The sequence below is a fragment of the Propionispora vibrioides genome (genome assembly GCF_900110485.1).
Classification (GTDB): domain Bacteria; phylum Bacillota; class Negativicutes; order Propionisporales; family Propionisporaceae; genus Propionispora; species Propionispora vibrioides.
Window position 1 is genome coordinate 26,498 of the sequence record NZ_FODY01000001.1, and the last position, 21,802, is coordinate 48,299.

The 21,802-nt window shown below is 43.8% G+C and carries 26 protein-coding genes; all 26 read left to right on the forward strand.

Annotation, left to right across the window (positions count from 1 at the left end; translation table 11 throughout):
- Positions 1-32 precede the first annotated feature (32 nt).
- Positions 33-656: a stage III sporulation protein AF gene (spoIIIAF, locus tag BMW43_RS00155; protein WP_091743373.1), complete on the forward strand. Its 624-nt coding sequence runs from the start codon at positions 33-35 to the stop codon at positions 654-656.
- Between the two features lie 19 nt (positions 657-675).
- Positions 676-1,287, forward strand: a complete 612-nt coding sequence (locus BMW43_RS00160; protein ID WP_091743374.1) for a SpoIIIAG-related protein — start codon at positions 676-678, stop codon at positions 1,285-1,287.
- A gap of 11 nt (positions 1,288-1,298) precedes the next feature.
- Entirely contained in the window at positions 1,299-1,826 is a 528-nt protein-coding gene (locus tag BMW43_RS00165) for a SpoIIIAH-like family protein (protein WP_091743375.1), read from the forward strand.
- A 413-nt stretch (positions 1,827-2,239) separates the two neighbouring features.
- The gene (locus tag BMW43_RS00170; RefSeq protein ID WP_091743376.1) at positions 2,240-2,512 is read left to right on the forward strand and encodes a DUF4321 domain-containing protein; all 273 of its coding nucleotides are present in this window, start codon (positions 2,240-2,242) and stop codon (positions 2,510-2,512) included.
- A 12-nt stretch (positions 2,513-2,524) separates the two neighbouring features.
- The gene (locus tag BMW43_RS00175) at positions 2,525-3,100 is read left to right on the forward strand and encodes a Maf family protein (RefSeq protein ID WP_091743377.1); all 576 of its coding nucleotides are present in this window, start codon (positions 2,525-2,527) and stop codon (positions 3,098-3,100) included.
- On the forward strand, positions 3,097-3,804 hold the full coding sequence (gene radC, locus BMW43_RS00180) for a RadC family protein (protein ID WP_091743378.1): 708 nt from the start codon (positions 3,097-3,099) through the stop codon (positions 3,802-3,804). The genes BMW43_RS00175 and radC overlap by 4 nt, the downstream gene beginning before the upstream one ends.
- A 38-nt stretch (positions 3,805-3,842) precedes the next feature.
- Positions 3,843-4,874 (forward strand): rod shape-determining protein, encoded by a 1,032-nt coding sequence (locus tag BMW43_RS00185; RefSeq protein WP_223191561.1) that lies wholly within the window; start codon positions 3,843-3,845, stop codon positions 4,872-4,874.
- A gap of 42 nt (positions 4,875-4,916) precedes the next feature.
- Positions 4,917-5,828 (forward strand): rod shape-determining protein MreC, encoded by a 912-nt coding sequence (mreC, locus tag BMW43_RS00190; RefSeq protein WP_245732159.1) that lies wholly within the window; start codon positions 4,917-4,919, stop codon positions 5,826-5,828.
- The gene (gene mreD, locus BMW43_RS00195) at positions 5,825-6,319 is read left to right on the forward strand and encodes a rod shape-determining protein MreD (protein ID WP_091743379.1); all 495 of its coding nucleotides are present in this window, start codon (positions 5,825-5,827) and stop codon (positions 6,317-6,319) included. Before mreC ends, mreD begins: the two co-directional genes overlap by 4 nt.
- Positions 6,320-6,355: 36 nt before the next feature.
- Positions 6,356-8,212 (forward strand): penicillin-binding protein 2, encoded by a 1,857-nt coding sequence (mrdA, locus tag BMW43_RS00200; protein ID WP_439331434.1) that lies wholly within the window; start codon positions 6,356-6,358, stop codon positions 8,210-8,212.
- A 156-nt stretch (positions 8,213-8,368) separates the two neighbouring features.
- Positions 8,369-8,992 (forward strand): septum site-determining protein MinC, encoded by a 624-nt coding sequence (gene minC / locus BMW43_RS00205; RefSeq protein WP_091743381.1) that lies wholly within the window; start codon positions 8,369-8,371, stop codon positions 8,990-8,992.
- An 11-nt stretch (positions 8,993-9,003) separates the two neighbouring features.
- A complete protein-coding gene (gene minD, locus BMW43_RS00210; RefSeq protein WP_091743382.1) occupies positions 9,004-9,795 on the forward strand; it encodes a septum site-determining protein MinD in 792 nt (263 codons plus the stop codon).
- A 14-nt stretch (positions 9,796-9,809) separates the two neighbouring features.
- Complete coding sequence (gene minE, locus BMW43_RS00215) at positions 9,810-10,088, forward strand: cell division topological specificity factor MinE (protein WP_091743383.1); 279 nt, start codon at positions 9,810-9,812, stop codon at positions 10,086-10,088.
- A gap of 135 nt (positions 10,089-10,223) precedes the next feature.
- Positions 10,224-11,330, forward strand: a complete 1,107-nt coding sequence (gene rodA / locus BMW43_RS00220; protein ID WP_091743384.1) for a rod shape-determining protein RodA — start codon at positions 10,224-10,226, stop codon at positions 11,328-11,330.
- Positions 11,331-11,421: 91 nt separating this feature from the next.
- Positions 11,422-12,126 carry a murein hydrolase activator EnvC family protein gene (locus tag BMW43_RS00225; protein ID WP_091743385.1) on the forward strand — a complete coding sequence of 235 codons (705 nt, stop codon included), beginning with the start codon at positions 11,422-11,424 and terminating at the stop codon, positions 12,124-12,126.
- Positions 12,127-12,129: 3 nt separating this feature from the next.
- Positions 12,130-13,008, forward strand: coding sequence for a M50 family metallopeptidase (locus BMW43_RS00230; protein WP_245732160.1), 879 nt, complete (start codon positions 12,130-12,132; stop codon positions 13,006-13,008).
- A gap of 111 nt (positions 13,009-13,119) precedes the next feature.
- The gene (locus tag BMW43_RS00235; RefSeq protein ID WP_091743386.1) at positions 13,120-14,979 is read left to right on the forward strand and encodes a TIGR03960 family B12-binding radical SAM protein; all 1,860 of its coding nucleotides are present in this window, start codon (positions 13,120-13,122) and stop codon (positions 14,977-14,979) included.
- Positions 14,972-15,673 carry a TIGR03936 family radical SAM-associated protein gene (locus BMW43_RS00240; RefSeq protein ID WP_091743387.1) on the forward strand — a complete coding sequence of 234 codons (702 nt, stop codon included), beginning with the start codon at positions 14,972-14,974 and terminating at the stop codon, positions 15,671-15,673. The genes BMW43_RS00235 and BMW43_RS00240 overlap by 8 nt, the downstream gene beginning before the upstream one ends.
- Positions 15,674-15,689: 16 nt before the next feature.
- Positions 15,690-17,135 (forward strand): Rne/Rng family ribonuclease, encoded by a 1,446-nt coding sequence (locus tag BMW43_RS00245; protein ID WP_091743388.1) that lies wholly within the window; start codon positions 15,690-15,692, stop codon positions 17,133-17,135.
- A 153-nt stretch (positions 17,136-17,288) separates the two neighbouring features.
- Entirely contained in the window at positions 17,289-17,600 is a 312-nt protein-coding gene (gene rplU, locus BMW43_RS00250; RefSeq protein WP_091743389.1) for a 50S ribosomal protein L21, read from the forward strand.
- A gap of 3 nt (positions 17,601-17,603) precedes the next feature.
- Positions 17,604-17,912: a ribosomal-processing cysteine protease Prp gene (locus tag BMW43_RS00255; RefSeq protein WP_091743390.1), complete on the forward strand. Its 309-nt coding sequence runs from the start codon at positions 17,604-17,606 to the stop codon at positions 17,910-17,912.
- Positions 17,913-17,930: 18 nt separating this feature from the next.
- Positions 17,931-18,230, forward strand: a complete 300-nt coding sequence (rpmA, locus tag BMW43_RS00260) for a 50S ribosomal protein L27 (protein ID WP_091743391.1) — start codon at positions 17,931-17,933, stop codon at positions 18,228-18,230.
- A 349-nt stretch (positions 18,231-18,579) separates the two neighbouring features.
- Complete coding sequence (locus BMW43_RS00265; RefSeq protein ID WP_091743392.1) at positions 18,580-18,819, forward strand: Spo0B domain-containing protein; 240 nt, start codon at positions 18,580-18,582, stop codon at positions 18,817-18,819.
- A 64-nt stretch (positions 18,820-18,883) separates the two neighbouring features.
- Positions 18,884-20,155: a GTPase ObgE gene (gene obgE / locus BMW43_RS00270; protein WP_091743393.1), complete on the forward strand. Its 1,272-nt coding sequence runs from the start codon at positions 18,884-18,886 to the stop codon at positions 20,153-20,155.
- Positions 20,156-20,168: 13 nt separating this feature from the next.
- A complete protein-coding gene (locus BMW43_RS00275; RefSeq protein WP_218140575.1) occupies positions 20,169-20,471 on the forward strand; it encodes a YhbY family RNA-binding protein in 303 nt (100 codons plus the stop codon).
- 20 nt (positions 20,472-20,491) lie between these two features.
- Positions 20,492-21,616 (forward strand): glutamate 5-kinase, encoded by a 1,125-nt coding sequence (gene proB, locus BMW43_RS00280; RefSeq protein ID WP_091743394.1) that lies wholly within the window; start codon positions 20,492-20,494, stop codon positions 21,614-21,616.
- Positions 21,617-21,802 lie beyond the last annotated feature (186 nt).

The following is a 21,802-nucleotide window of genomic DNA, read 5'->3' on the forward strand; positions in this document are numbered from 1 at the left end:
ATTTAAAATACGGGAAATGAGTGTTGAAAACAATGGAAGCGATAACCCTGTGGGTAAAGAATATTGTTTTAGTTGTTGTATTTGCCTGTTTTCTTGACTTATTGCTGCCTAATAACAGCATGCAAAGATTTATCAAAGTAATTGTCGGCTTATTTATTATGCTGGCCATACTTAATCCACTTGTTGGTTTTTTTCAGAATAAATGGGAAACGGAAGCCGCGCTGGCTAGTAGCACCTTGACAGAGGGGCGGCAATCGGGAGATGTAACAACAACGATTAATAATACGGTGGTTGAACGGGAAGTGTTAGCCAAAGAAATATATACAAAAGATTTAAGTAAACAAATAAGAACTCTTGTATTGGCCATTCAAGGCGTGCAAGAGGCCAAAGTAGCGGTAGAACTTGCTGATGAAAAAACCAGCAATCATAAAGGCGGCATCAGCAAAGTCAAAGTTTATCTGAAACCAGGCAATTATTCCGGCAAACCTGATACGGTAGAAAAGATTCATCCTATTTCTGTTTCGAACGGGGAAACTGCCCTGCGACAAGATAGCCAGGAAGAAATAAGAACAGAGCTGAAAAATAGAATAATAAAGACTGTTACGGAGTTATATTTACTTTCCCCGGAGCAGGTTGAAGTTTATAAGCTTTTTTAAAAAAGGAGGGTTGCAGTGTATGCGCAGTTTAGATGAAATTGTAAACAAAGGAAGAGCACTATGGCCATTTCAATTATTCAGACAAGGCGTTATTACGACAAGGTTAATCTGGTTAGGCGTTTTAGGTGTTGCTTTGTTATTGATCAGTCACTATTTTGAAGCTGAAACGGTGATTCCGCGCACCAAGGAGCCTGCAGATATAGGAAACCGCATGCCTGTGTCAGTACAAGCCGGAAGTTATGAGGAGATGCTGGAAGCAAAGCTGGTTAATCTCCTATCTAAAGTGAATGGCGCCGGCACTGTTACAGTCAGTGTAACCTTGGAAGCTGGCAATACACAAGAATACGCCCAAAATGTAACCAAAGAGACAAAGACCGTGTCTGAAAAAGATACTACCGGTGGTGTTCGTACAACCACAGAGGTAAAGGAAACGGAACAAGTTTTGCTTACCCGCGAGGCGGGGGCGGATAAACCTGTTGTAGTAAGGGAAATAAAACCGGCGATTAAGGGCGTTCTCGTCGTGGCTGACGGGGCTTATGATTCAACGGTAAAGGCGAACCTGATCAAGGCAATTGAAGGTGGTTTGGGAATACCTCCGTATAAAATAACTGTTTTGCCTCAAAAAAGATGAGGAGGGGTAACATGATTGTATCCATCAAACGCTATAAAATAGCTCTTGTAGTGTGCGGAGTTTTTATTCTTGTTCTGTTATTGGCCTGTGCCGGATTATTGCATCGAAATGATTATCAAAGTAAAGCGGACCGTTCCAATTCCATGCAGGTAAATACGACAGTAGCCGTAGATAAAACGACACCGGCGCTTTCTCAGGACTTTTTTACTGAATATAGGATTGAACGGGACCGGATTCGCAGTGAGCGATCCGAATTATTGCAAACCAGTATAAAAAGTGCTAAAAACGACGAGACTATGCAGCGGGCACAGGAAGCGGTTCTGAAAATCATTATGGAGAAACAACATGAATCAGAAATTGAGAGCCTAATTAAAGCGCGGGGATTCAGCGATGCCTTGGTTTTTATCTGGGACAATTCGGTCAGTGTCGTCATTAAAGCCGCTTCTCTTTCACGGGATGAGGTTGTGCAGATTGCCGATATTGTAAGTCGTGTATCTGGGGCCAAGCCGGAAAATATCACCATTAGTGCAAAACCTTAATCATAGTGACACACTATACTTTATGTACGGTGTGTCTTTATTTATAGGGTTTGTCTGTAAACTATCCGAAACGCTCCCGGAAGGTGCTTTTTGTGCCATAGATCGTTAACATTTCTCGGAATAGGAGCCGCTATTCCTACAACATGTACATCGTCTGGCGCAAAAAGCACGCGCTAAGATCATTCCGTTAATACAAATAAGCCCTAAATAAAATACCTGGAGGTCATAATTGCATTCATAGCTCTTTTGATGTACAATGGTCTAAGTTAGAACATGCTGGTGGATAGTTTACTTTTCTGCAAAAGTTTATGCTGAAAGTCCTTGTACACACAAGGATTATTTTGTTTGTTGTCGAAGAGTAACCTTTGGAGTTTTAGTTGTTTTCACTGGACATCACATATGGGAGGCATAGCATGAGAAACAGCAGGAGTAAAAGCTTTGGAGTTTTAGCGTTGTTTCTTGTAACAGGAGCGATTCTAGGTGGAATATTAGGGGAAATCATTGCTTCGACGGCAATATTTTCCGGAATTGCGCCTTATCTAGTCAAGACGTTTTCCATTTTTGGTCTGCCTCCGATTGCTATTAACTTGTATGTGATCAAATTTGTTTTTGGGTTTTCGTTAAATCCGAACCTAATTAGCATCTTGGGACTGATTATTGCAGCCTTACTGTTTAGGCGCTTTTAGGGAGACAAGCTTATGAAGATTGTGCTAGCATCCGCTTCTCTGCGGCGGCAAGAGCTTCTACGGCAAATGGGCTGTGCTTTTGAGGTTTTACCCAGTACTGTTCAAGAAGATAATACGTTAAAATTGCCGACCGATGAACTGGTTGTTGCCCATGCAAAAGCCAAGGCTATGGATGTAGCGGGCCGCAGTTTGGATGGCACGCTGGTCATTGGTGCGGATACGCTAGTCGTATTAAACGGACAGGTGTTTGGTAAGCCTCGCAGCCAGATTGAAGCCAAAGACATGCTTAACGCTCTATCAGGACAAGAACATAAGGTCGTTACCGGCTTGGCTGTTATACAGTGTAGTTCCGGACATAGTTGGACTGATTTTTCGATTACGCAAGTTAAATTCGGCCATTTATCCCAAGAAGAAATAGACCGTTATGTTGCCAGCGGCGAGCCGATGGACAAGGCCGGCGCTTATGGCATACAGGAAAAGGGAGCGCTTTTTGTCGAAAGCATTCATGGCTGTTATTTTAATGTTGTGGGACTTCCTATTTACAAACTGGCAAAAATTTTAAAGAAGGCTGGTGTTTTCCTGCCATGACAGGAAAATTAGAAGCAAAATCTTTAATGATAAAAGAATTGCCGCAGGAGGAACGACCAAGGGAAAAACTTTTGACCAAAGGACCGGAGGCATTAAGTAATGCAGAATTGCTGGCGATTTTGCTCAGAAGTGGGACAAAACAGGACTCGGTTATGCGAGTGGCTGAGCGTCTCTTAAAGCAATATGAAAGTACAGGAATCGGTGCCTTTTCTAATATTTCCCCACAAGCAATCAGTAAGATCAAGGGAATTGGTATGGTAAAAGCGGTGACCATCGTTGCTGCCATTGAATTGGGCAAAAGATTGCACTCTTCGACAATTCTCGAAAAACCGATCATTCATTCTCCCCGTGATGTTGCTGATTTGATGATGTCCAGGCTTAGATATGAAAACAAAGAACTTTTTATGATTTTATTGTTATCGACAAAAAACCATGTACTAGCAACTCCAGTCATATCTGTAGGGACTTTGAATGCTTCTTTGGTACATCCAAGAGAAGTTTTTCGTGAAGTAATACATTATCCGGCCGCTTCGATTATTTTGCTGCACAATCATCCCAGCGGGGATCCCAATCCTAGTATGGATGATATTGCGTTAACCAAAAAACTAATTGATGCCGGGAAAATTTTGGATATTTCCGTACTGGATCACGTGATTATTGGTGATAACAAGTATGTTAGCCTAAAAGAAAAGGGAATAATATAACTAATTGATTTTAGTCGGTTTTGAAAGGGGTAGTTGTTGTGAATTTATTTCGGTCTTTATCGCGTGATATGGGGATAGACTTAGGAACTGCAAATACATTAGTTCATGTTAAAGGAAAAGGCATTGTGCTTAGAGAGCCTTCGGTTGTTGCCATTCAGAGAGACACCGGAGAGGTACTGGCAGTAGGCGAAGAAGCAAAATTGATGATTGGTCGTACGCCTGGTAACATTGTGGCCATCAGACCGCTCAAGGATGGCGTCATCGCCGATTTTGACGTAACTCAGGCTATGCTTAAATACTTTATTCGCAAATCCATTGATACGAAATCGGTGATTCGTCCGCGGGTCGTAGTCGGTGTTCCTTCCGGCGTTACCGAAGTTGAAAAGCGTGCTGTCATTGATGCCACAATTCAGGCCGGTGCCAGGGAAGCGTATTTGATTGAAGAACCGATGGCGGCAGCTATTGGGGCAGGCTTGCCAGTTCATGAGCCTACCGGCAATATGGTGGTGGACATTGGCGGCGGTACCACAGAGGTAGCCGTAATCTCTTTAGGCGGCATTGTTACCAGTCGGTCGATCCGTATCGGCGGTGATGAGATGGATGAGGCAATTGTCCAATATATTAAGCGGACCTACAATTTAATGATCGGCGAACGTACTGCCGAAGAAGTTAAGGTAAATATCGGCGCAGCGATTATTCCGGAAGTAGATGAAACCATGGATATTCGCGGCCGCGATCTGGTAACAGGACTGCCGAAAACGTTAACTATCAGAGCACGTGAGGTACAGCAAGCGTTAAATGAACCGGTTTCCGGGATTATTGAGGCTGTTAAAGTTACTTTGGAAAAGACCCCTCCCGAACTAGCTTCGGATATTATGGACCGTGGAATTGTTATGACCGGCGGCAGCTCTTTGCTGCGGGGATTGGATAGGCTGCTAAGCCGTGAGACCGGGATGCCAGTGCACATTGCTGAAGATGCTTTATCCTGTGTCGGAATTGGTACCGGTAAAGCGCTTGAAAGCATTGATCTATTAAAACGGGTATTAATGTCGCCCAAAAAACTTGGCTAGGTAAGGTAATAAACTGAATTGTATTGTTAGAAGGGAGCCAAGATGGTGCGGAGTTTTCACAAAAAGACGGTCATCTTATTGGTGGCTGTAATTACCGTCTTTTTGCTGTCGAGTTTTGCAGCACAAGGAAAGTACCATTTTACTATCATGGAAAAAGTTGTTGCTACGGTTTTGGCACCGGTTGAATATGTTTTTAGTAAAGTGGGATATAGCTTACAGCAAGCTGGAATGTTTTCCGGTCAGTTGATTACCGTATACCGGGACAACCAGCTCTTAAAAGCGGAAAATGAAAGACTGCGTCAAAATGAGGAAGCCGCAACAGAAGTGTTGGCGGAAAATACCCGGTTGCGTACTATGCTGGACTATAAAAAGGGAGCTCCCCAGTTCGATTTTGTTCTGGCGAGCATTATTGCCCGTGATCCCGGTTCCTGGACAAGTACAATTATTATTAACCGGGGTAGTGCAGATGGTATTGCGAAGGACATGCCAGTCGTGACACCGCAAGGACTGGTTGGCAATATCGTCAGTGTTACGGGAAGTACGGCAAAAGTTCAACTGATTCTTGACCCGCGCAGTGCCGTAGGGGCTTTGGTTCAACGGACTGAATCACGGGTTGCGGCCATTGTGGAAGGTGCTCCGGCCAATCCTTTAACCCCACGTATGGTAAACATTGCCCGTGACGCGGATATCATCAAGGGAGATAAAATTATTACTTCTGGTTTTGGCGGTATCTATCCTAAAGGCTTATCAATTGGGGAAGTTTTGGATGTAATAAATGAAGACGGCGGATTGTTAAAATACGCCGTCTTAAAGCCCAGTGTGGACTTTGATAGAATTGAAGAGGTTTTTGTTCTCGTACATTCACGCGAACCGGTTCCACAGCTCCCGGCTCCGGCAACCACGCCGACTCCACAAACAGGTCAGACAGCTAACCCACAAGGGGTAACCAGATGAGTATATTAATTTGGGCAGGCATTTTGATCATTACGCTGGTTTTGCAAATTACGATTATTCCATTATTTGCGATTTACGGTGTAAAGCCGGATCTATTGCTCATGGTTGTCGTGTCTACGGGATTACTGCAGGGAAAAGAAAAGGGTGTGGGGATAGGTTTTTTTGCCGGACTGCTGCAAGACCTGGCCATTGGTAATTTATTTGGATTAAATATTCTATCAAAATTGTTGACAGGCTATGTATTCGGTTTGGTCGAAAGAAAAGTTTTTAAAGATCATATTTTTCTCCCCATATTGGCCATGGCTGCGGCTACTATTTTCAATAGCCTTATCTTGTTGATTGTTCTGGGTTTTTTAGGCTACACCATTCAGCCTGTTCCCATCCTGGTTAATTATATACTACCATTGTTAGGTTATAATATGATCATATCTGTTCCTATTCACCAAGTGGTTAGCCGTGTCCTGACAATTAAACGGGATTCCAGATTTTAAGACGGCCGGCAGACCTTTGGCAACAGGCAAGGTATTATGCTTAGAAAGAAGGCTGTTGGTGTGCTTCTTAAACGTTCGACATACCGTCTTGATATACTGGGAATGATTGTAGTGTTGGTCTTTATAGCACTTATTAGCCGATTGGGTTACTTGCAAGTGGCGCAAGGTAAGTTCTATGAAGACCTGGCAGACGGTAATAGAATTAGACTGATTCCTATTATGGCCCCTCGGGGCATATTTTATGACCGCAATGGCGTTGCCTTAGTATCAAATCGTCCGGGCTTTGCCGTCTCGTTACTGCCGATTACCGGTCCCGTACCGGATGAAGTCATTCATAAGCTATCGGAAATCCTGAATATGAGCGTAGTTGATATTCAAAATAAGTTAAAACAAAATTCGGGAAATTTCGAACCGATTCGGATAAAAACGGATATCGGTCCGGATATTGTTACTAAGATTGAGGAACGTCGCAGTGAACTTCCCGGAGTGGTTATCGAGATACAACCAATTCGCAATTACATCAACAATGAACTTGGCGCCCATATTTTTGGTTATGTCAGTGAAATTAATGATGTTGAATTAGAGCAAGGCAAGGCGAACGGCTACAAATCCGCTGATATTATTGGCAAGTTCGGTTTGGAAAAGGTATATGACCGTGATCTGCGTGGTATTGATGGTGGTGGTCAGGTCGAGGTAGATGTTACCGGCCGGCCAGTACAGGTATTAGGGAAAAAAGAACCTGTACCTGGCAGTAATATGGTGTTGACGATTGATTACCGGATTCAAAAGGCGGCTGAAGCAGCTATTGACGAGCAGTTAATATATCTGCAGACTAAGACGGAGTTTACCAAGGCGAAGGCAGCTGTCGCCATTGCCATGAATCCCAAGAATGGTGAAATACTGGCTATGGTTAGCCGGCCAGCTTTTAATCCCAATCTTTTTTCACGTGGTATCTCTTTAAAAGAGTGGAAAGAAATTAATGAAAATCCTAATCATCCTATGGATAATAAAGCGATATCCGGCGAATATCCGCCCGGGTCCACCTTTAAAATTATCACCGGTGCTGCTGCATTGGAGTTGGGCAAAGTGACTCCGGAAGAAAAGATACTGGATACGGGTAAGCACTGGATTATTCCAAAAGGAAATGCCATGGGGGAAGCGTTAGGGTGGATTGATTTTAAGCAGGCTCTGGCAAAATCAGACAATGTATACTTCTATGAAATGGGTAACCGGCTGGGTATTGACAATCTGGAAAAGTATGCCCGTATGTTTGGGCTGGGAGCTGTTACCGGGATTAATCTTCCCGGTGAGTCAGACGGCTTGGTAGCCAATCGTCGTTATAAGGAAAAGGTATATGGTGAAGACTGGTACTTGTCGGAAACCTTTGACGCTGCGATTGGGCAGGGCTTTCAATTGGCGACGCCGTTACAAATGCTGCAGATCATTAGCCAGGTAGCTAACGGCGGACACCGTTTTAAGCCGCATTTAGTAAGCAAGATTCTTGCTCCCGATGGTAATGTTGTGAAAACTTTTGAACCGGAAGAAGTCGGACAGGTTCAGCTTTCAGAGCGTACGCTATCTTTAATTCGTCAATCATTGCGGGAAGTGGCTGCTGAAGGCGGAACAGCCTCGGATGCTTTCGGCGACTTTCCGGTACCTATTGCCGGTAAGACCGGTACAGCCGAGAACTCCCATGGCGATGATCACGGCTGGTTTGTCGCCTATGCACCTTATGATGATCCTCGGATTGCTGTTGTTGTTATTGTTGAACAAGGTGGTTTCGGCGCCTCTTCTGCTGTTCCAATAGCCAAAAAAATTATGGAGGCGGCCTTTAATATTAATCAGACGGCCACGGAAGCCCCAAAAATTTATAGAACGAGGGTTGCTTTATAAAATAAAATGAGGAATATGAGTTATGCTCATATTCCTCATTTTATTTTATAAAGTATAATTTTTGTAAATCATTTTTTATTGCAGGAAATTTTGCCAATTGTCGCGAAATATGATTGTAATTGGCAGTTAATTCATGGTAAAATTTAGGAGAATAATATGCAGGAAGATGTAATATTTAAAGGAAGTAAAACCGGGCTACAGTTATTATTAAATGAATCCGCTGACTTTGGCGAAATTATGCAGCAACTCAGGAGAAAGCTGGAATCAGCGGCGAAATTTTTTAGTAATGGTGCTGTGGTGAATATTTCATCTGCCGTACGCATACTCACACCGGAACAACAGGGGCAATTAACTGAGCTGTTTACAAGTCATGGCCTTTCCTGGAGCATAACGGAATCCGCCCTTTCTGTTGGCGTTGATACGGCCTTGGCGGAAGCGACTCAGGCGTCTGTTCCAGAGGAATTGGTGATAAAAAAGACATTGCGTAGTGGACAGGAGATCGTGTATAGCGGAAACATTATCGTTTTTGGCGATATCAATCCAGGGGCTCAACTAATTGCCGGCGGTGATGTTATTATCTACGGCACTTGTCGCGGTGTGGTACATGCCGGAGCTTATGGAGATGAACAGGCAACCATTACCGCCAATAAACTGATGGCTTCACAGATTAGAATCGCCGGACTCATTGCAAGGGCTCCAGATCATATTGATTATCCTGAATATGTTGAAACTGCACGCGTCAAAGATGGTGCGGTAATCATTGAACCAGCTATTCTCTAGGAGGTTAATTCATGGGAGAAGTGATCGTAATTACATCTGGTAAAGGTGGCGTCGGCAAAACGACTACCACTGCCAATTTAGGGACAGGTTTTGCGTTGCAAGGTAAAAAGGTTGTTTTAATTGATGCCGACATCGGACTTAGAAATTTAGATGTTGTCATGGGACTTGAAAATCGGATTGTATATGATTTAGTGGATGTTACAGAAGGAAATTGCCGCTTAAAACAAGCTTTAATCCGGGACAAGCGTTATGAGACGCTTTACCTGCTTCCGGCGGCGCAAACCAGAGATAAGAATGCGGTCAGTCCCGAACAAATGCGTCAATTATCCCAGGAATTAGCGGAGCAGTTTGATTATGTTATCATTGATTGTCCGGCGGGAATTGAACAGGGCTTTAAGAATGCCATTGCCGGCGCCGACCGGGCGGTTATTGTTACAACGCCGGAAGTATCGGCGGTTCGGGATGCGGACAGGATTATCGGATTGTTGGAATCAGAGGGAAAGCATAATCCCAAACTGATTGTCAATCGTATACGGCCCAGCATGGTAAAGAAGGGCGATATGATGAATATTGATGATATTATAGAAATCCTGGCTATTGATTTGCTGGGAATTATCCCGGAAGACGAGTATATTGTTATTTCAACCAATCGCGGCGAACCGGCTGTAGCAAATCCGATTTCCTTGGCCGGAACGGCTTATAGTAATATTGTGCGCCGGCTTATGGGGGAAAATATCCCCTTAATGACATTGGAAACCAATGATGGCTTTATGAAGAAACTAAAGAAAATTTTTGGCTTTTGAGGGGGGATTGAAAAGTGTTTGAAATGATTCAACGGTTATTTGGCAAGGATAGCACAGGGTCAAAGGATATTGCAAAAGAACGGCTACGGTTGGTTTTGGTGCATGACCGGGCCAATGTTTCTCCTCAATTCATGGAAATATTAAAAGATGATATGATCCGGGTCATTTCTAATTATATGGAGATTAATGAAAGGGATATGGAGGTCAATCTAACTAACACCAACTCATCGGTGGCATTAGTGGCTAATATTCCTGTCAACCGGATGAAACGCGGTGCATGGTCCCAGGACTAATGACTGGAATTTAGAAGCAAGGCATAGCAGACTCATAAGGCTATTCCTTGCTTCTATGCTTTTACTGGACTGAAAGTAAAAATGCTATTATAATAAATTAGTGCTCATCAATAGGGAAAGGTAAGTGTAATATGAATGCTTAGTCGGCGTCTTTTGAAAAATCTGGATTTTAGTGTAATCATCGTAACAAGTCTTATTATTCTGGTCAGCTTAATTATCATCGGTAGCGCCACCCATATTAACACCCCCAGTGAGGACCGGTACTGGTATGTGCAACGGCAGGGGATTTTTGCACTAATGAATGTCATTTTCATATTTGTTATGCTGCATTTTGATTACAAGTCTCTGGCTAAATTTGGCAATACACTGTATGGGATCAATCTGGTTATGTTATTGGCAGTTATGTTTGTCGGCCAATCTGCCTTGGGCGCACAGCGCTGGATTCAAATCGGTCCGATTAGTTTGCAGCCTTCGGAATTCTCCAAACTGATTATGATTATCTCACTCGCCAGTCTATTAGATAAGAAGATGGGGAAACTTAACTCTTTTAAAGAAATTATACCGGTTTTTCTCTATGTTGGTATCCCTTTTCTACTGGTTCTAAAACAGCCGGACCTGGGAACCTCACTGGTTTTTCTTGCTATTTTATTCGGAATGATCTTTGTTGCAGGGATTAACAGCAAGCATTTACTACTCATTTTTTCAGCGGCAGCTGCCTTCATGCCAATTTTCTGGCATTTTTTAAAGGACTATCAGAAAATGCGGCTTACTGTGTTTATTGATCCCAATGTCGATCCTTTGGGTTCCGGTTATCATATCATTCAATCTAAAATTGCGATTGGTTCAGGAATGTTATTTGGCAAGGGCCTGTTTGCCGGAACGCAAAGTCAATTGAACTTTCTGCCGGAAAACCATACGGATTTTATCTTTGCGGTTATTGGCGAAGAATTGGGCTTTGTTGGGGCCGTTATTATACTCCTTTTATATTTTTTCCTGTTGTACCGTGGAATAAAGATAGCTGGCTTGGCCAAAGATAATTTTGGAACTCTGTTGGCTACCGGCATTACCTCCATGTTGACCTTTCACGTATTGGTTAATGTAGGGATGACGGCTGGCATCATGCCGGTTACCGGCATTCCTTTGCCACTTATGAGCTATGGTGTTAGCTCGCTGACTACCAATATGATCAGTATCGGTATTCTTTTGAATATTTACATGAGGCGGCAAAAAATTTTGTTTTAGAAGGCGCACCTTAACGGTGCGCTTTTTGTTATATTTATCCATATTCGGTCATATAGTTTGTTATAGGACTTACATGGTCTAGGGGGAACATATGGCTAATATATGGAATCGCTGGTCAGACGCCCGGACAACGCGAGATAATTGGCGCTACACGGAACATGAATATAATTATAGCTGGCTGAAACGCCCTGCTATTGCTATTCTTTTATTCACTGCTGTATACGGGGCTCACATATCAGAAACTTATGTGGGACAAATCATGGATAAAGGAATTCGCTATATATTGACGACCGAAACCGATTTTACCTATGTAGCAACGCAAATAAGCCAACACCTTCCTAATGATTTAGATTTAGCAGTTTTTAAGAATATGGCAAAGGAAATGCCCAAACCACCGGATCCTCTGGCTTACATGACAAAGCCGGCAGAAGGAAAAATCGTCAGTTTCTTTGGCTGGAATAAAAATCAGGTAAGTCAGGGTGAGCTTCAGCAAGGCATTGAGATAGAAGTCGTTCCCGGTTCGACAATAAAAGCCGCCGCCGCAGGCAGTGTAAAATTGATTGCCGACAGTCAAGTTTACGGGAAAACAGTTATTATTGAACATGGTAATGGGCTGGATACTATGTACGGATATTTAGGTGAAGTCATTGTCGGTCAGGGGGAAAAAGTCAGCCAGGGACAGGTCATTGCCCGTTCAGGCAATAAAAAAGTATATTTTGAATTACGTGAACAGGGAAAAGCGGTAGATCCGTTAACAAGAATTAAAAATGAAGCCCAAACCAAAGAAGGGAAGTGACACTTGTTGCGGATTGGCTGTATTCAGGGAATCAAACTAAAGCTTAACAACTGGTTTTTAATAGTCCTGCTGCTTTTTGTACTGGCAGGTTTAAGCAGTAAAATTATACTCTTGTTTAGCGCTGTGTTATGGCATGAGCTTGCTCATGCCATTGCTGCACGTATTGCCGGATTAAAGGTCAGGGAAATTGAACTATTGCCTTTTGGCGGGGTGGCAAAAATAGATTGCTTAAGTGAAGCGGGAACAAGAAGCGAAATATTTATTTCTTTTGCCGGCCCTGCTGCCAGTCTCGCATTGGCAGCCTGTTGCTACCTGGCTATCCCGATGATAACAACCTGGCAAGAAGTTCTGCTTTTTTATTATTACGTCAACCTTGTTCTGGCGGTCTTTAACCTGCTTCCGGCGCTGCCGCTCGACGGAGGAAGAGTACTGCGGGCCTATCTAACCTCTTACTATGGGTATAAAAAGGCAACAGCCGTTACGATTAGAATCAGTAGATTGGTCAGTGCCGGGCTTTTATTCGGAGCATTTTGGTATTACTTATATTTTAATGAAATTAACTTAACTTTTATTGTCAGCGGGGTATTCATTTATGTAGCCTCACAGAAAGAAGCCATTATCACAGGCTTTCGCACAATGCGAATCTTAGCAGGCAAAAAGGCAAAGTTGACCTCGCGCGGTTTAATGCCCACTACGCATTTTACCGTTATCGAACAACTTCCTGTTCAGGAACTGATTCATAACTTCGGACCCAATGAATATTATGTCGTGCTGATTGTTCAGCAAGATAAGCTGAAGTACCGGGGAATGCTAACGGAAACGGAAATTTGGGAACAGTTACCGGAAAAGGGACTGCATGTTCCCATTGGTCATTTTTTATAATATTGGCAGGATTTTTTTTATATACGTAGAACGTAGGGTTAAATATGGTTTTATATAGGAAATATACTAGGAGAAGCGCAACGCTATTTGCTGTAATTTTTGGAGGTAAGCATGGTCAAGATAAGCCAATCCATTCTGACACAAGTTGTCAAACCCGGCCGTTATACCGGTAATGAGTTGAACAGTATAAAAAAGGATCATTCCCAAGTGGGTGTTACGATAGCTCTGGCACTGCCGGATGTGTACGAAGTAGGCATGTCCAATCTGGGTTTAAAGATTCTTTATCAAATTTTGAACGATCACGCTTCGATCGCTGCCGAGCGGGTTTATGCCCCGTGGGTAGATATGGAAGCGCAAATGAGAGAACACAATATACCATTATATACGCTGGAGACTTTTACACCGCTAAAAGAGCTTGATTTCGTCGGCTTTTCACTGCAATATGAATTAAGCTATAGTAATATTTTGAATATGCTGGATTTAGCGCATATTCCCGTTCTGGCAGAGGAACGGGATGATTCTTTTCCGCTGATTATCGGCGGTGGTCCCTGTGCGTTCAATGCCGAACCTGTTGCCGATTTTTTTGATCTGTTGGTTTTAGGTGAAGGGGAGGAGGTTGTGCTGGATGTCCTTAATGCCTATTCAGCCTGGAAGCGTTCGGGAAAAGCAGGTGGCAAACCGGCCTTCCTTAAGCAAGCGGCTCTGATAGCTGGCGTATATGTTCCTTCTTTGTATCAGGTTGTTTATCAGGCAGACGGTACAATTCTGGCGATTACGTCGAAAGAAGAAGGTGTACCGCCAACAGTAACCAAAAGAATAGTTCATGATTTGGATGCTGCCATGTTTGCAACGAAACCGGTCGTACCCTTCTTAGATATTGTTCATGACCGGATTATGCTGGAATTGTTCCGTGGCTGTACACGGGGCTGCCGCTTTTGCCAGGCCGGAATGATTTACCGGCCGGTACGGGAGCGACAACCCGACACATTGCTGAAGCTAGCTCAGGAATTGGTCAAAAATACCGGGTACAGCGAAATTTCCCTCACTTCGTTAAGCTCGGCCGATTATTCTTGCCTGCACGACACGATTCGTACGTTGATAACAACTTTTAAGGAACAGGGAGTCAGTGTTTCCTTGCCGTCGCTTAGAATTGACAGCTTTTCTATTCAGTTGGCGCAGGAGGTTCAGCAAGTCCGTAAAAGCGGTCTGACTTTTGCACCGGAAGCGGGTACGCAGCGAATGCGGGATGTTATCAACAAAGGGGTTACCGAGAACGATTTGCAGGATGCTGTCAGTGCAGCATTTACTGCCGGATGGTCGACTGTCAAGCTGTATTTTATGATTGGTTTGCCGACTGAGACGGAAGAGGACGTGCGGGGGATTGCCGATATGGCCCGCCGGGTGATGGATTGTTATAAGCGGCTTAAAGGACGTCGCGGGGCAAAAGTTACAGTAAGTGTATCTTCGTTTGTGCCCAAACCGCAGACGGCCTTTCAATGGTTCGGTCAGAATAAGATAGAGGAAATAGAAGAAAAACAAGAATTATTGAAATCCTTATTAAAACAAAGCGGCATCTCTTTTAACTGGCACGACGCAAAAACCAGTTTCTTAGAGGGTGTTTTTGCCCGGGGTGACCGCCGTTTAGGCAAGGTTATCCACCGGGCCTGGAAGAACGGTGCTAAATTTGACGGCTGGTCGGAACACTTTAATTTCAACATATGGATGCAGGCTTTTCAGGCAGAAGGGATCGATCCTCATTTTTATGCCGGGCGAAACCGGCCAGAAAATGAAGTATTGCCGTGGGATCATTTAAACTCCGGCGTGCATAAGGCATTTTTATTGCGTGAATATGACCAAGCGATAGCTGCAGCCTACACAATAGACTGCCGGCGTGATCGCTGTGAAGCCTGTGGCGTATGCCCCCAGTTAACAGCAAAGGTAATTGATTGGAGGCAAGAAGCCCATGCCTAAAACTCGTTTGGAATTAACCAAGGAAGAAGAAATCCGTTATATTTCACATTTAGACTATGCCCGGACACTGGAGCGAACAATACGGCGGGCTAATTTGCCAGTCGCTTATTCGGAAGGCTTTAATCCTCATATGAAGATTTCCTTTGCGTCGGCTTTGGCGGTAGGTGTTACCAGCAGTGCGGAATATTTGGATATTGAATGGAAAGAAACAGTTGAATCCGATACAGTGATTGCCAGATTGATGCAGTGTTTACCTTCTGGCATACGGATAAGACGGGCAAAAGAAGCGGCAGAAAAAAGCCCGGCCCTTATGGCGGTTGTAAACCTGGCAACATATAAGCTTTTGGTAACTTTGCCGTCGGCAGCTATGTTGGACAAGGCCTATGAAAGTATTGAGCAGTTTAATGGAGCTGAACATATTAACTTTGTAAAAGAGACCCCTAAGGGAAAGAAGGAAGTTCTTATAAAGGACTTTTTACTGCATGACCTTAAGCTAAGCAATAATGGAAATGAAGTTATAATCGAAGCGGCTATCAAAATTACACCGACAGGCAGTATAAAACCGGGTGATGTTTTTTCAGTTCTGGTCGATCAATTTTCATTTCCTGCCGGCAAAGAAGCGGCTTTAATTCACCGTACCGGTCTTTATATTACCGGACAGGATCAGGTGATAACGCCACTGGAGTTATCTTAAGCGAGGAGGGCGATTTATGCTAAAGACCATTGTCGCCAATATCGATCCGGAAGAAACAAGAATGGCACTGCTGGAAGACGGAGAATTAGTGGAAGTGTCGGTGGAACGTACAGAAAGTTCCAATATTGTCGGCAACATATATCTAGGGAAAGTAAAAAATGTATTGCCAGGCATGCAAGCTGTTTTTGTTGATATCGGGCGGGATAAAAATGCGTTCTTATATACGGGAGATGTTATTCCCAAAACATCCGGTGCGTCCCCGACAGCAAATCATCCATTGACAGTTGGTCAGGATATCATGGTTCAAATTATCAAGGATGCTCTCGGCAGTAAGGGACCTCGTGCCACGACACATTTGACTTTGCCTGGGCGTTATGTTGTGCTTATGCCCACGGTAGACTATATCGGCATATCCCGCAGGATTGCCAATGATGCCGAACGGGAGCGGTTAAAGCGGCTGGCCGAAAACGTACGACCACCCGGTATGGGAATTATCGTAAGGACTGTGGCGGAAGGGAAAAGTGAAGAAGACTTACATAAAGATGTAAAATATTTAAGTGATCTTTGGGCTACCTTATTATCCAGGGCTAAAATAGCGCATGCTCCCCTGCTTTTATACCGCGATGTAAATCTGGTCATACGGATCGTACGGGACTACTTGACTGCGGATGTAGATAGTTTTGTTTTGGATGATCAGGACGCTTATGACCGAGTGTGTGATTTATTGAAATTTAGTTCGCCTGATTTAATACCCAAGGTACGGGTACATAAGGGAAAGGGAGATGTCTTTTCTCATTTTGGAATAGACGATGCATTGGAACAAATAAGCCAGCGGCAAGTATGGCTTAAATGCGGCGGCTATATTGTTATCGACCGCACAGAAGCACTAACGGTCATTGACGTAAACACAGGCAAATTTGTCGGGAATACCAACTTGTCGGAAACCGTGCTTAAAACGAATTTGGAGGCGGCCGCCGAGATTGCCCGGCAGGTGCGCTTGCGGGATATTGGCGGCATTATCATTATTGATTTTATTGATATGGATAAAGAAGAGCATAAGAAAAATGTTCTGGCTACATTGGAAGCTACCTTGCAAAGGGACCGGACCAAAAGCAATGTTCTCGGCTTAACAGCCTTGGGCTTGGTGGAAATGACGCGAAAAAAAGCAAGGCAAAATATCGAAAGCTTATTGTATATGGATTGTCCTTGCTGTCAGGCACGGGGGAGGATACAGTCACCGGAAACCGTCTGCATTCAAATTTGCCGGGAGCTTAGAAAAATTGCTGCCCGGCCGAGGCTGCAAGGCAGACTGGTAATTCAGACCAGTCCAAGAGTTGCCGGTGTATTGGAAAAGCGGGAAGATCTGCAAAAAATGGAACAAGAGTTGAATCGAAAGTTAATTAGTGAAGCGGTACCAGCTATGCATGATGAAGTTTTTTCAATTCTACATCAAGATGAATAACATTTATTGACAAGATACTCCTTATATGCTAATATTTTATGATGTAAGCGATTAGGCTTACAGCCCCAACCGCACGAAAAGGTTTATAAACGTTTCCGGTTTAAAACCGTGACGTACCAAATTCGGCGAGTATTTAGGCAGGGAGGTGTATTCATGTACGCAATTATTCAAACTGGCGGAAAGCAGTACCGTGTTGCAGAAGGCGATGTAGTTCTTGTTGAAAAGCTGGAAGCGGCAGAAGGCGATGTAGTAGAATTCGATCGTGTGCTTACAGTGGTAAAGGACGGTGCCGTACTGGTTGGCAAACCTGTACTGGAAGCTGTAAAAGTAACCGGTAAAGTTATGGCTCAAGGCAAAGGCAAAAAGATTTTAGTTTTCAAATACAAAGCTAAATCCAATTATCGCAAGCGTCAAGGTCATCGTCAACCGTTTACTAAAGTGGTTATCGAAAAAATTAACGCATAACTTATGATTACAATCATTCCAATTCGAAATGACAACCAAACGCTTTTAGGTTTTTCGGTCACAGGACATGCTAATTCCGGACGACATGGACAGGATATTGTCTGTGCGGCTGTATCGGTACTGGCCCATACAGCGGTTTTCGGACTGGAGCGGCAGCTTGAGCGGGCGATAAGTCTGGAAATAGCTGAGGGGAAAATGGTTTTTGAATTAATGGAACCACCGGATACGTTGACCGATGCTATTTTGGGAACGATCTTGTTGGGTTTTGAGGAAATTGCTAAGAATTATCATAAATTTGTGCGGATTTTATGATACGGGAGGTGAATTGTAATGTTTAAGCTTAATTCGCTTAACCTGCAATTGTTTGCTCATAAAAAAGGTGTAGGTAGTTCTCGTAATGGACGGGATAGTGAATCAAAGCGGCTTGGTGTTAAGCGGCACGCCGGTGAAGTTGTTACTGCCGGCAGCATCTTAGTCCGTCAGAGAGGAACTCACTTCCATCCCGGACAAAATGTAGGCATCGGCCGAGATGATACCTTGTACGCAAAGGTTGCCGGTCGTGTGGCCTTTGAGCGTAAAGGCCGTGATGACAGGCAAGTTAGTGTTTACGCTATAGAAGAAGCTATGTAGCATATTCACCTGCGGACATTCCGCAGGTGTTATTTTCATTTACCCTTAAATTTTATTAGGGTATGTCTTCAAAATTAGCGAACTGATCAATGTCTGGTGATTTTTATGCAGACAAGGCATACCCTAAAGGGCACGCGAAATTTTGCAGGAATAATGGCTCTTATTTCAAAAAATTTTAATGCAGTATGCCGTGAAAAGCGCTGCCAGTGGACGTTTTGATAATTTAAAGATATGTCTAGATTGCTGGCAGCACTGATTATAAATTTGAAGTTGAGATCCATATGGCCGGAACGGGTCATTTTGATATAAATTAGTCGAAAGATAGTATCAGAATAGGGAGGACTCTTGTATGGCTAATGAATCATCGGAGGATAATCAGGTTTGTGAGGAACTACTCAGACTATTACGGATGCAACGCCATGATTTTATAAACCATATACAAGTTATTCATGCCATGCTTCAGCTTGGTCGGACGGAAAAAGCTATGAAATATATCGAAGACTTAGCTAAGGACCCATCTTTGCTCTCTGATGCTGTGCGCCTGCATATTAAGCAAACTGAATGCCGGGGAACGGTTAACCGCGTTTAAGTTTCATTTTAAATGCGCATATTACATAAAGATTTGATCTAAAAAGAGTCAGAGGAGAGTTTACATGTTTATAGACCGAGCGAAGATTACGGTAAAAGCAGGTGACGGCGGACATGGAATGTCCAGCTTTCGTCGGGAAAAATTTGTCCCTAAAGGCGGCCCCAGTGGTGGTGACGGCGGTCGGGGCGGCGATATAGTATTGGTTGTAGATTCTAACATTAATACTTTGGTGGACTTTCGTTACAAACGAAAATTTGCTGCTGATAACGGGGTAAATGGACAGACCAAAAATATGCATGGGCGGAATGCCAATTCACTCGTGATTAAAGTTCCTCCCGGAACGATTGTAAAGGATGAGCTGACCGGTGATCTCCTTGCCGACTTGACTGCCGAAGGGCAGGAAGCGGTGATTGCCCATGGCGGCCGTGGCGGTCGTGGTAATGCCCGCTTTGTCAACAGCGTGCACCGTGCTCCGACCTTTGCCGAGCAAGGAGAGCCTGGTGAGGACCGGTCACTTCTTTTGGAGCTTAAACTTTTAGCTGATGTTGGTTTAGTTGGGTATCCCAGTGTAGGCAAATCAAGTATTATTTCTAAAGTATCGGCTGCTAAACCAGAGATTGCAGCCTATCATTTTACTACGCTTAGTCCTGTGCTGGGGGTTGTCAGTCTGGCTGAGGGCAAGAGCTTTGTATTAGCCGATATTCCCGGTTTGATTGAAGGTGCTCACGAGGGCGTTGGTCTAGGCCATGATTTTCTCCGGCATATTGAACGTACCAGGATTATTATTCACGTCCTGGATGTATCCGGCTTAGAAGGCAGAGATCCTCTCGAAGACTATCATAAAATCAATAATGAACTTACTCTGTATAGTGAACGCTTGGCTAAACGTCCACAAATTATAGCAGCTAATAAGATGGATTTGCCGGAGGCTCAGGAAAACTACAACCGTATTGTTGAATTTATGGAAAAAGAGAAGCGGGAAGTCTATCCTGTTTCAGCGGCAACGGGAGAAGGCTTGGAAAAACTCATGTGGCGCACCATGCAACTGCTGGAAGAATATGTGGAAGAGCCGGAACAAGAAGCCGAAAAGAAAATCTATGAAGCAAAACCTGAACCGGAATTTATGATAAGCCGTGATGATGACGGCGCTTTTGTGGTAAAAGGAAAAGAAATTGAAAAAGTTGTAGCTATGATTAACTTTGATAATGATGAGGGAACACGGCGTTTCCAGGCTATCTGGCGACGGATGGGTATTGAGGAAGCATTAAAAGAACGGGGAATACAAGAAGGCGATACGGTGCGTATAAGACATATGGAATTTGAGTTTAAGCTGTAGGAGGATAGATATTTTGTTGGAAAGTAACTTAACAGGCAAGCAGAAACGTTATTTAAGAGCCATGGGTAGCACGCTGGACCCTGTTATACAAATTGGCAAGGCCGGTGTAGTTGAGGCCGTAGCTGATAGTGCACGAGATGCGCTGTTGGCCCGGGAACTTATTAAGGTTCGCGTACTGCAGAACAGTCCGTCCGATCCGAAAGAGGCGATAGCTGACTTGTCAGCTCTACTGCAGGCAGAATTAGTACAAGTAATCGGTAGAAACGGATTATTGTACAAATGTAATCCTGATAACCGGAAAATAGAATTGCCTTAATAATAGAGTGGGTGGAGACGATGTTTACCAGAAATAACCTGAAGGATGCCAAAAGAATTGTAGTCAAAATAGGTACCAGTACCTTGACTCATGATACTGGAAAAATGAATTTTTTTCGCATCGAAAAACTGGTAAGAGAATTATCGGATTTGGTCAATCAAGGAAAAGAAATCATTCTGGTTACTTCTGCTGCAGTCAGTGCCGGAATGGACCGCCTGGGACTGAAGGAAAGGCCGAAAACAATTCCCGAAAAGCAGGCTGTCGCTGCCATTGGGCAGGGAATTCTAATGCATACCTATGAAAAATTATTCGGGGAATATGGCCAGATTGTCGCGCAAGTGCTGCTAACAAGAGAGGATTCGGTAAAACGCACCCGTTACGCTAATTCGCGCAATACCTTATTAACCCTGCTAAACATGGGGGTTATTCCCATTGTTAATGAAAATGATGCGGTAGCGATTGATGAATTAAAAATTGGCGATAACGACACCCTGTCGGCCATGGTCGCCAGTATTGTGGATGCAGATATTCTGATCATTTTATCCGATGTAGAAGGTGTGTTTACCGATAATCCGCAAAAAAATCCTAATGCCTGTTTGCTTAGTGAAATTGGTGATATTACACCGGAGATTGAAGCCTTATCAGGTGAAACCGGGAGTCTGCGGGGTACCGGGGGAATGTATACCAAAATACAGGCAGGCAAAATAGCGGTTAATTCCGGTGTTACCATGCTTATCGCCTCCGGTTCAAGAGATGGCGTATTGCGAGAGATATTAAACGGTCTAAATATAGGTACTATATTCATTTCCAAAGAAAATCGCCTGCAAATTCGCAAGCGTTGGTTGGCTTTTGGCGCCCGTATTCATGGCAGCGTTATCGTTGATTCCGGTTGTGAGCAGGCCTTGGCAGCCGGCTCGAGTTTGCTTGCGGCAGGAATCAAGCAGGTTGAAGGAGAATTTGAACAAGGTAAAACGATTCGTATCCTATCTCTGGCCGGCCGGGAAATTGCCAGAGGGCTGGCCAATTACAACGCGGAAGAGACCAGACGTATCATGGGACTGCATACCAATGAAATTGCGGAAGTATTAGGACATAAGCCTTATGATGAAGTTATCCACCGGGATAACATGACTTTACTGGTATAAGTTTCAGAATCAATTGTTAGAGCGCGCCTCCAAACTATCCGAAATGCTCCCTGACGGCGATTTTTGTATCATACATAATCGCGTACCCTTATTCGTCTGGCTCAGAAATCGCGCGCTACGATCAATTCCATTAGTTTAAAAACGGCCCTAACGGATCGGTATAGAAGTCTCAAGATCATGCGATTT

Excerpts from the sequence above, each read along its gene's own strand:
- spoIIIAF (WP_091743373.1), top strand. The coding sequence starts at position 33 with ATGGAAGCGATAACCCTGTGGGTAAAGAATATTGTTTTAGTTGTTGTA.
- BMW43_RS00160 (WP_091743374.1), top strand. The coding sequence starts at position 676 with ATGCGCAGTTTAGATGAAATTGTAAACAAAGGAAGAGCACTATGGCCA.
- BMW43_RS00165 (WP_091743375.1), top strand. The coding sequence starts at position 1,299 with ATGATTGTATCCATCAAACGCTATAAAATAGCTCTTGTAGTGTGCGGA.
- BMW43_RS00170 (WP_091743376.1), top strand. The coding sequence starts at position 2,240 with ATGAGAAACAGCAGGAGTAAAAGCTTTGGAGTTTTAGCGTTGTTTCTT.
- BMW43_RS00175 (WP_091743377.1), top strand. The coding sequence starts at position 2,525 with ATGAAGATTGTGCTAGCATCCGCTTCTCTGCGGCGGCAAGAGCTTCTA.
- radC (WP_091743378.1), top strand. The coding sequence starts at position 3,097 with ATGACAGGAAAATTAGAAGCAAAATCTTTAATGATAAAAGAATTGCCG.
- mreC (WP_245732159.1), top strand. The coding sequence starts at position 4,917 with ATGGTGCGGAGTTTTCACAAAAAGACGGTCATCTTATTGGTGGCTGTA.
- mreD (WP_091743379.1), top strand. The coding sequence starts at position 5,825 with ATGAGTATATTAATTTGGGCAGGCATTTTGATCATTACGCTGGTTTTG.
- mrdA (WP_439331434.1), top strand. The coding sequence starts at position 6,356 with ATGCTTAGAAAGAAGGCTGTTGGTGTGCTTCTTAAACGTTCGACATAC.
- minC (WP_091743381.1), top strand. The coding sequence starts at position 8,369 with ATGCAGGAAGATGTAATATTTAAAGGAAGTAAAACCGGGCTACAGTTA.
- minD (WP_091743382.1), top strand. The coding sequence starts at position 9,004 with ATGGGAGAAGTGATCGTAATTACATCTGGTAAAGGTGGCGTCGGCAAA.
- rodA (WP_091743384.1), top strand. The coding sequence starts at position 10,224 with ATGCTTAGTCGGCGTCTTTTGAAAAATCTGGATTTTAGTGTAATCATC.
- BMW43_RS00225 (WP_091743385.1), top strand. The coding sequence starts at position 11,422 with ATGGCTAATATATGGAATCGCTGGTCAGACGCCCGGACAACGCGAGAT.
- BMW43_RS00235 (WP_091743386.1), top strand. The coding sequence starts at position 13,120 with ATGGTCAAGATAAGCCAATCCATTCTGACACAAGTTGTCAAACCCGGC.
- BMW43_RS00240 (WP_091743387.1), top strand. The coding sequence starts at position 14,972 with ATGCCTAAAACTCGTTTGGAATTAACCAAGGAAGAAGAAATCCGTTAT.
- BMW43_RS00245 (WP_091743388.1), top strand. The coding sequence starts at position 15,690 with ATGCTAAAGACCATTGTCGCCAATATCGATCCGGAAGAAACAAGAATG.
- rplU (WP_091743389.1), top strand. The coding sequence starts at position 17,289 with ATGTACGCAATTATTCAAACTGGCGGAAAGCAGTACCGTGTTGCAGAA.
- BMW43_RS00255 (WP_091743390.1), top strand. The coding sequence starts at position 17,604 with ATGATTACAATCATTCCAATTCGAAATGACAACCAAACGCTTTTAGGT.
- rpmA (WP_091743391.1), top strand. The coding sequence starts at position 17,931 with ATGTTTAAGCTTAATTCGCTTAACCTGCAATTGTTTGCTCATAAAAAA.
- BMW43_RS00265 (WP_091743392.1), top strand. The coding sequence starts at position 18,580 with ATGGCTAATGAATCATCGGAGGATAATCAGGTTTGTGAGGAACTACTC.
- obgE (WP_091743393.1), top strand. The coding sequence starts at position 18,884 with ATGTTTATAGACCGAGCGAAGATTACGGTAAAAGCAGGTGACGGCGGA.
- proB (WP_091743394.1), top strand. The coding sequence starts at position 20,492 with ATGTTTACCAGAAATAACCTGAAGGATGCCAAAAGAATTGTAGTCAAA.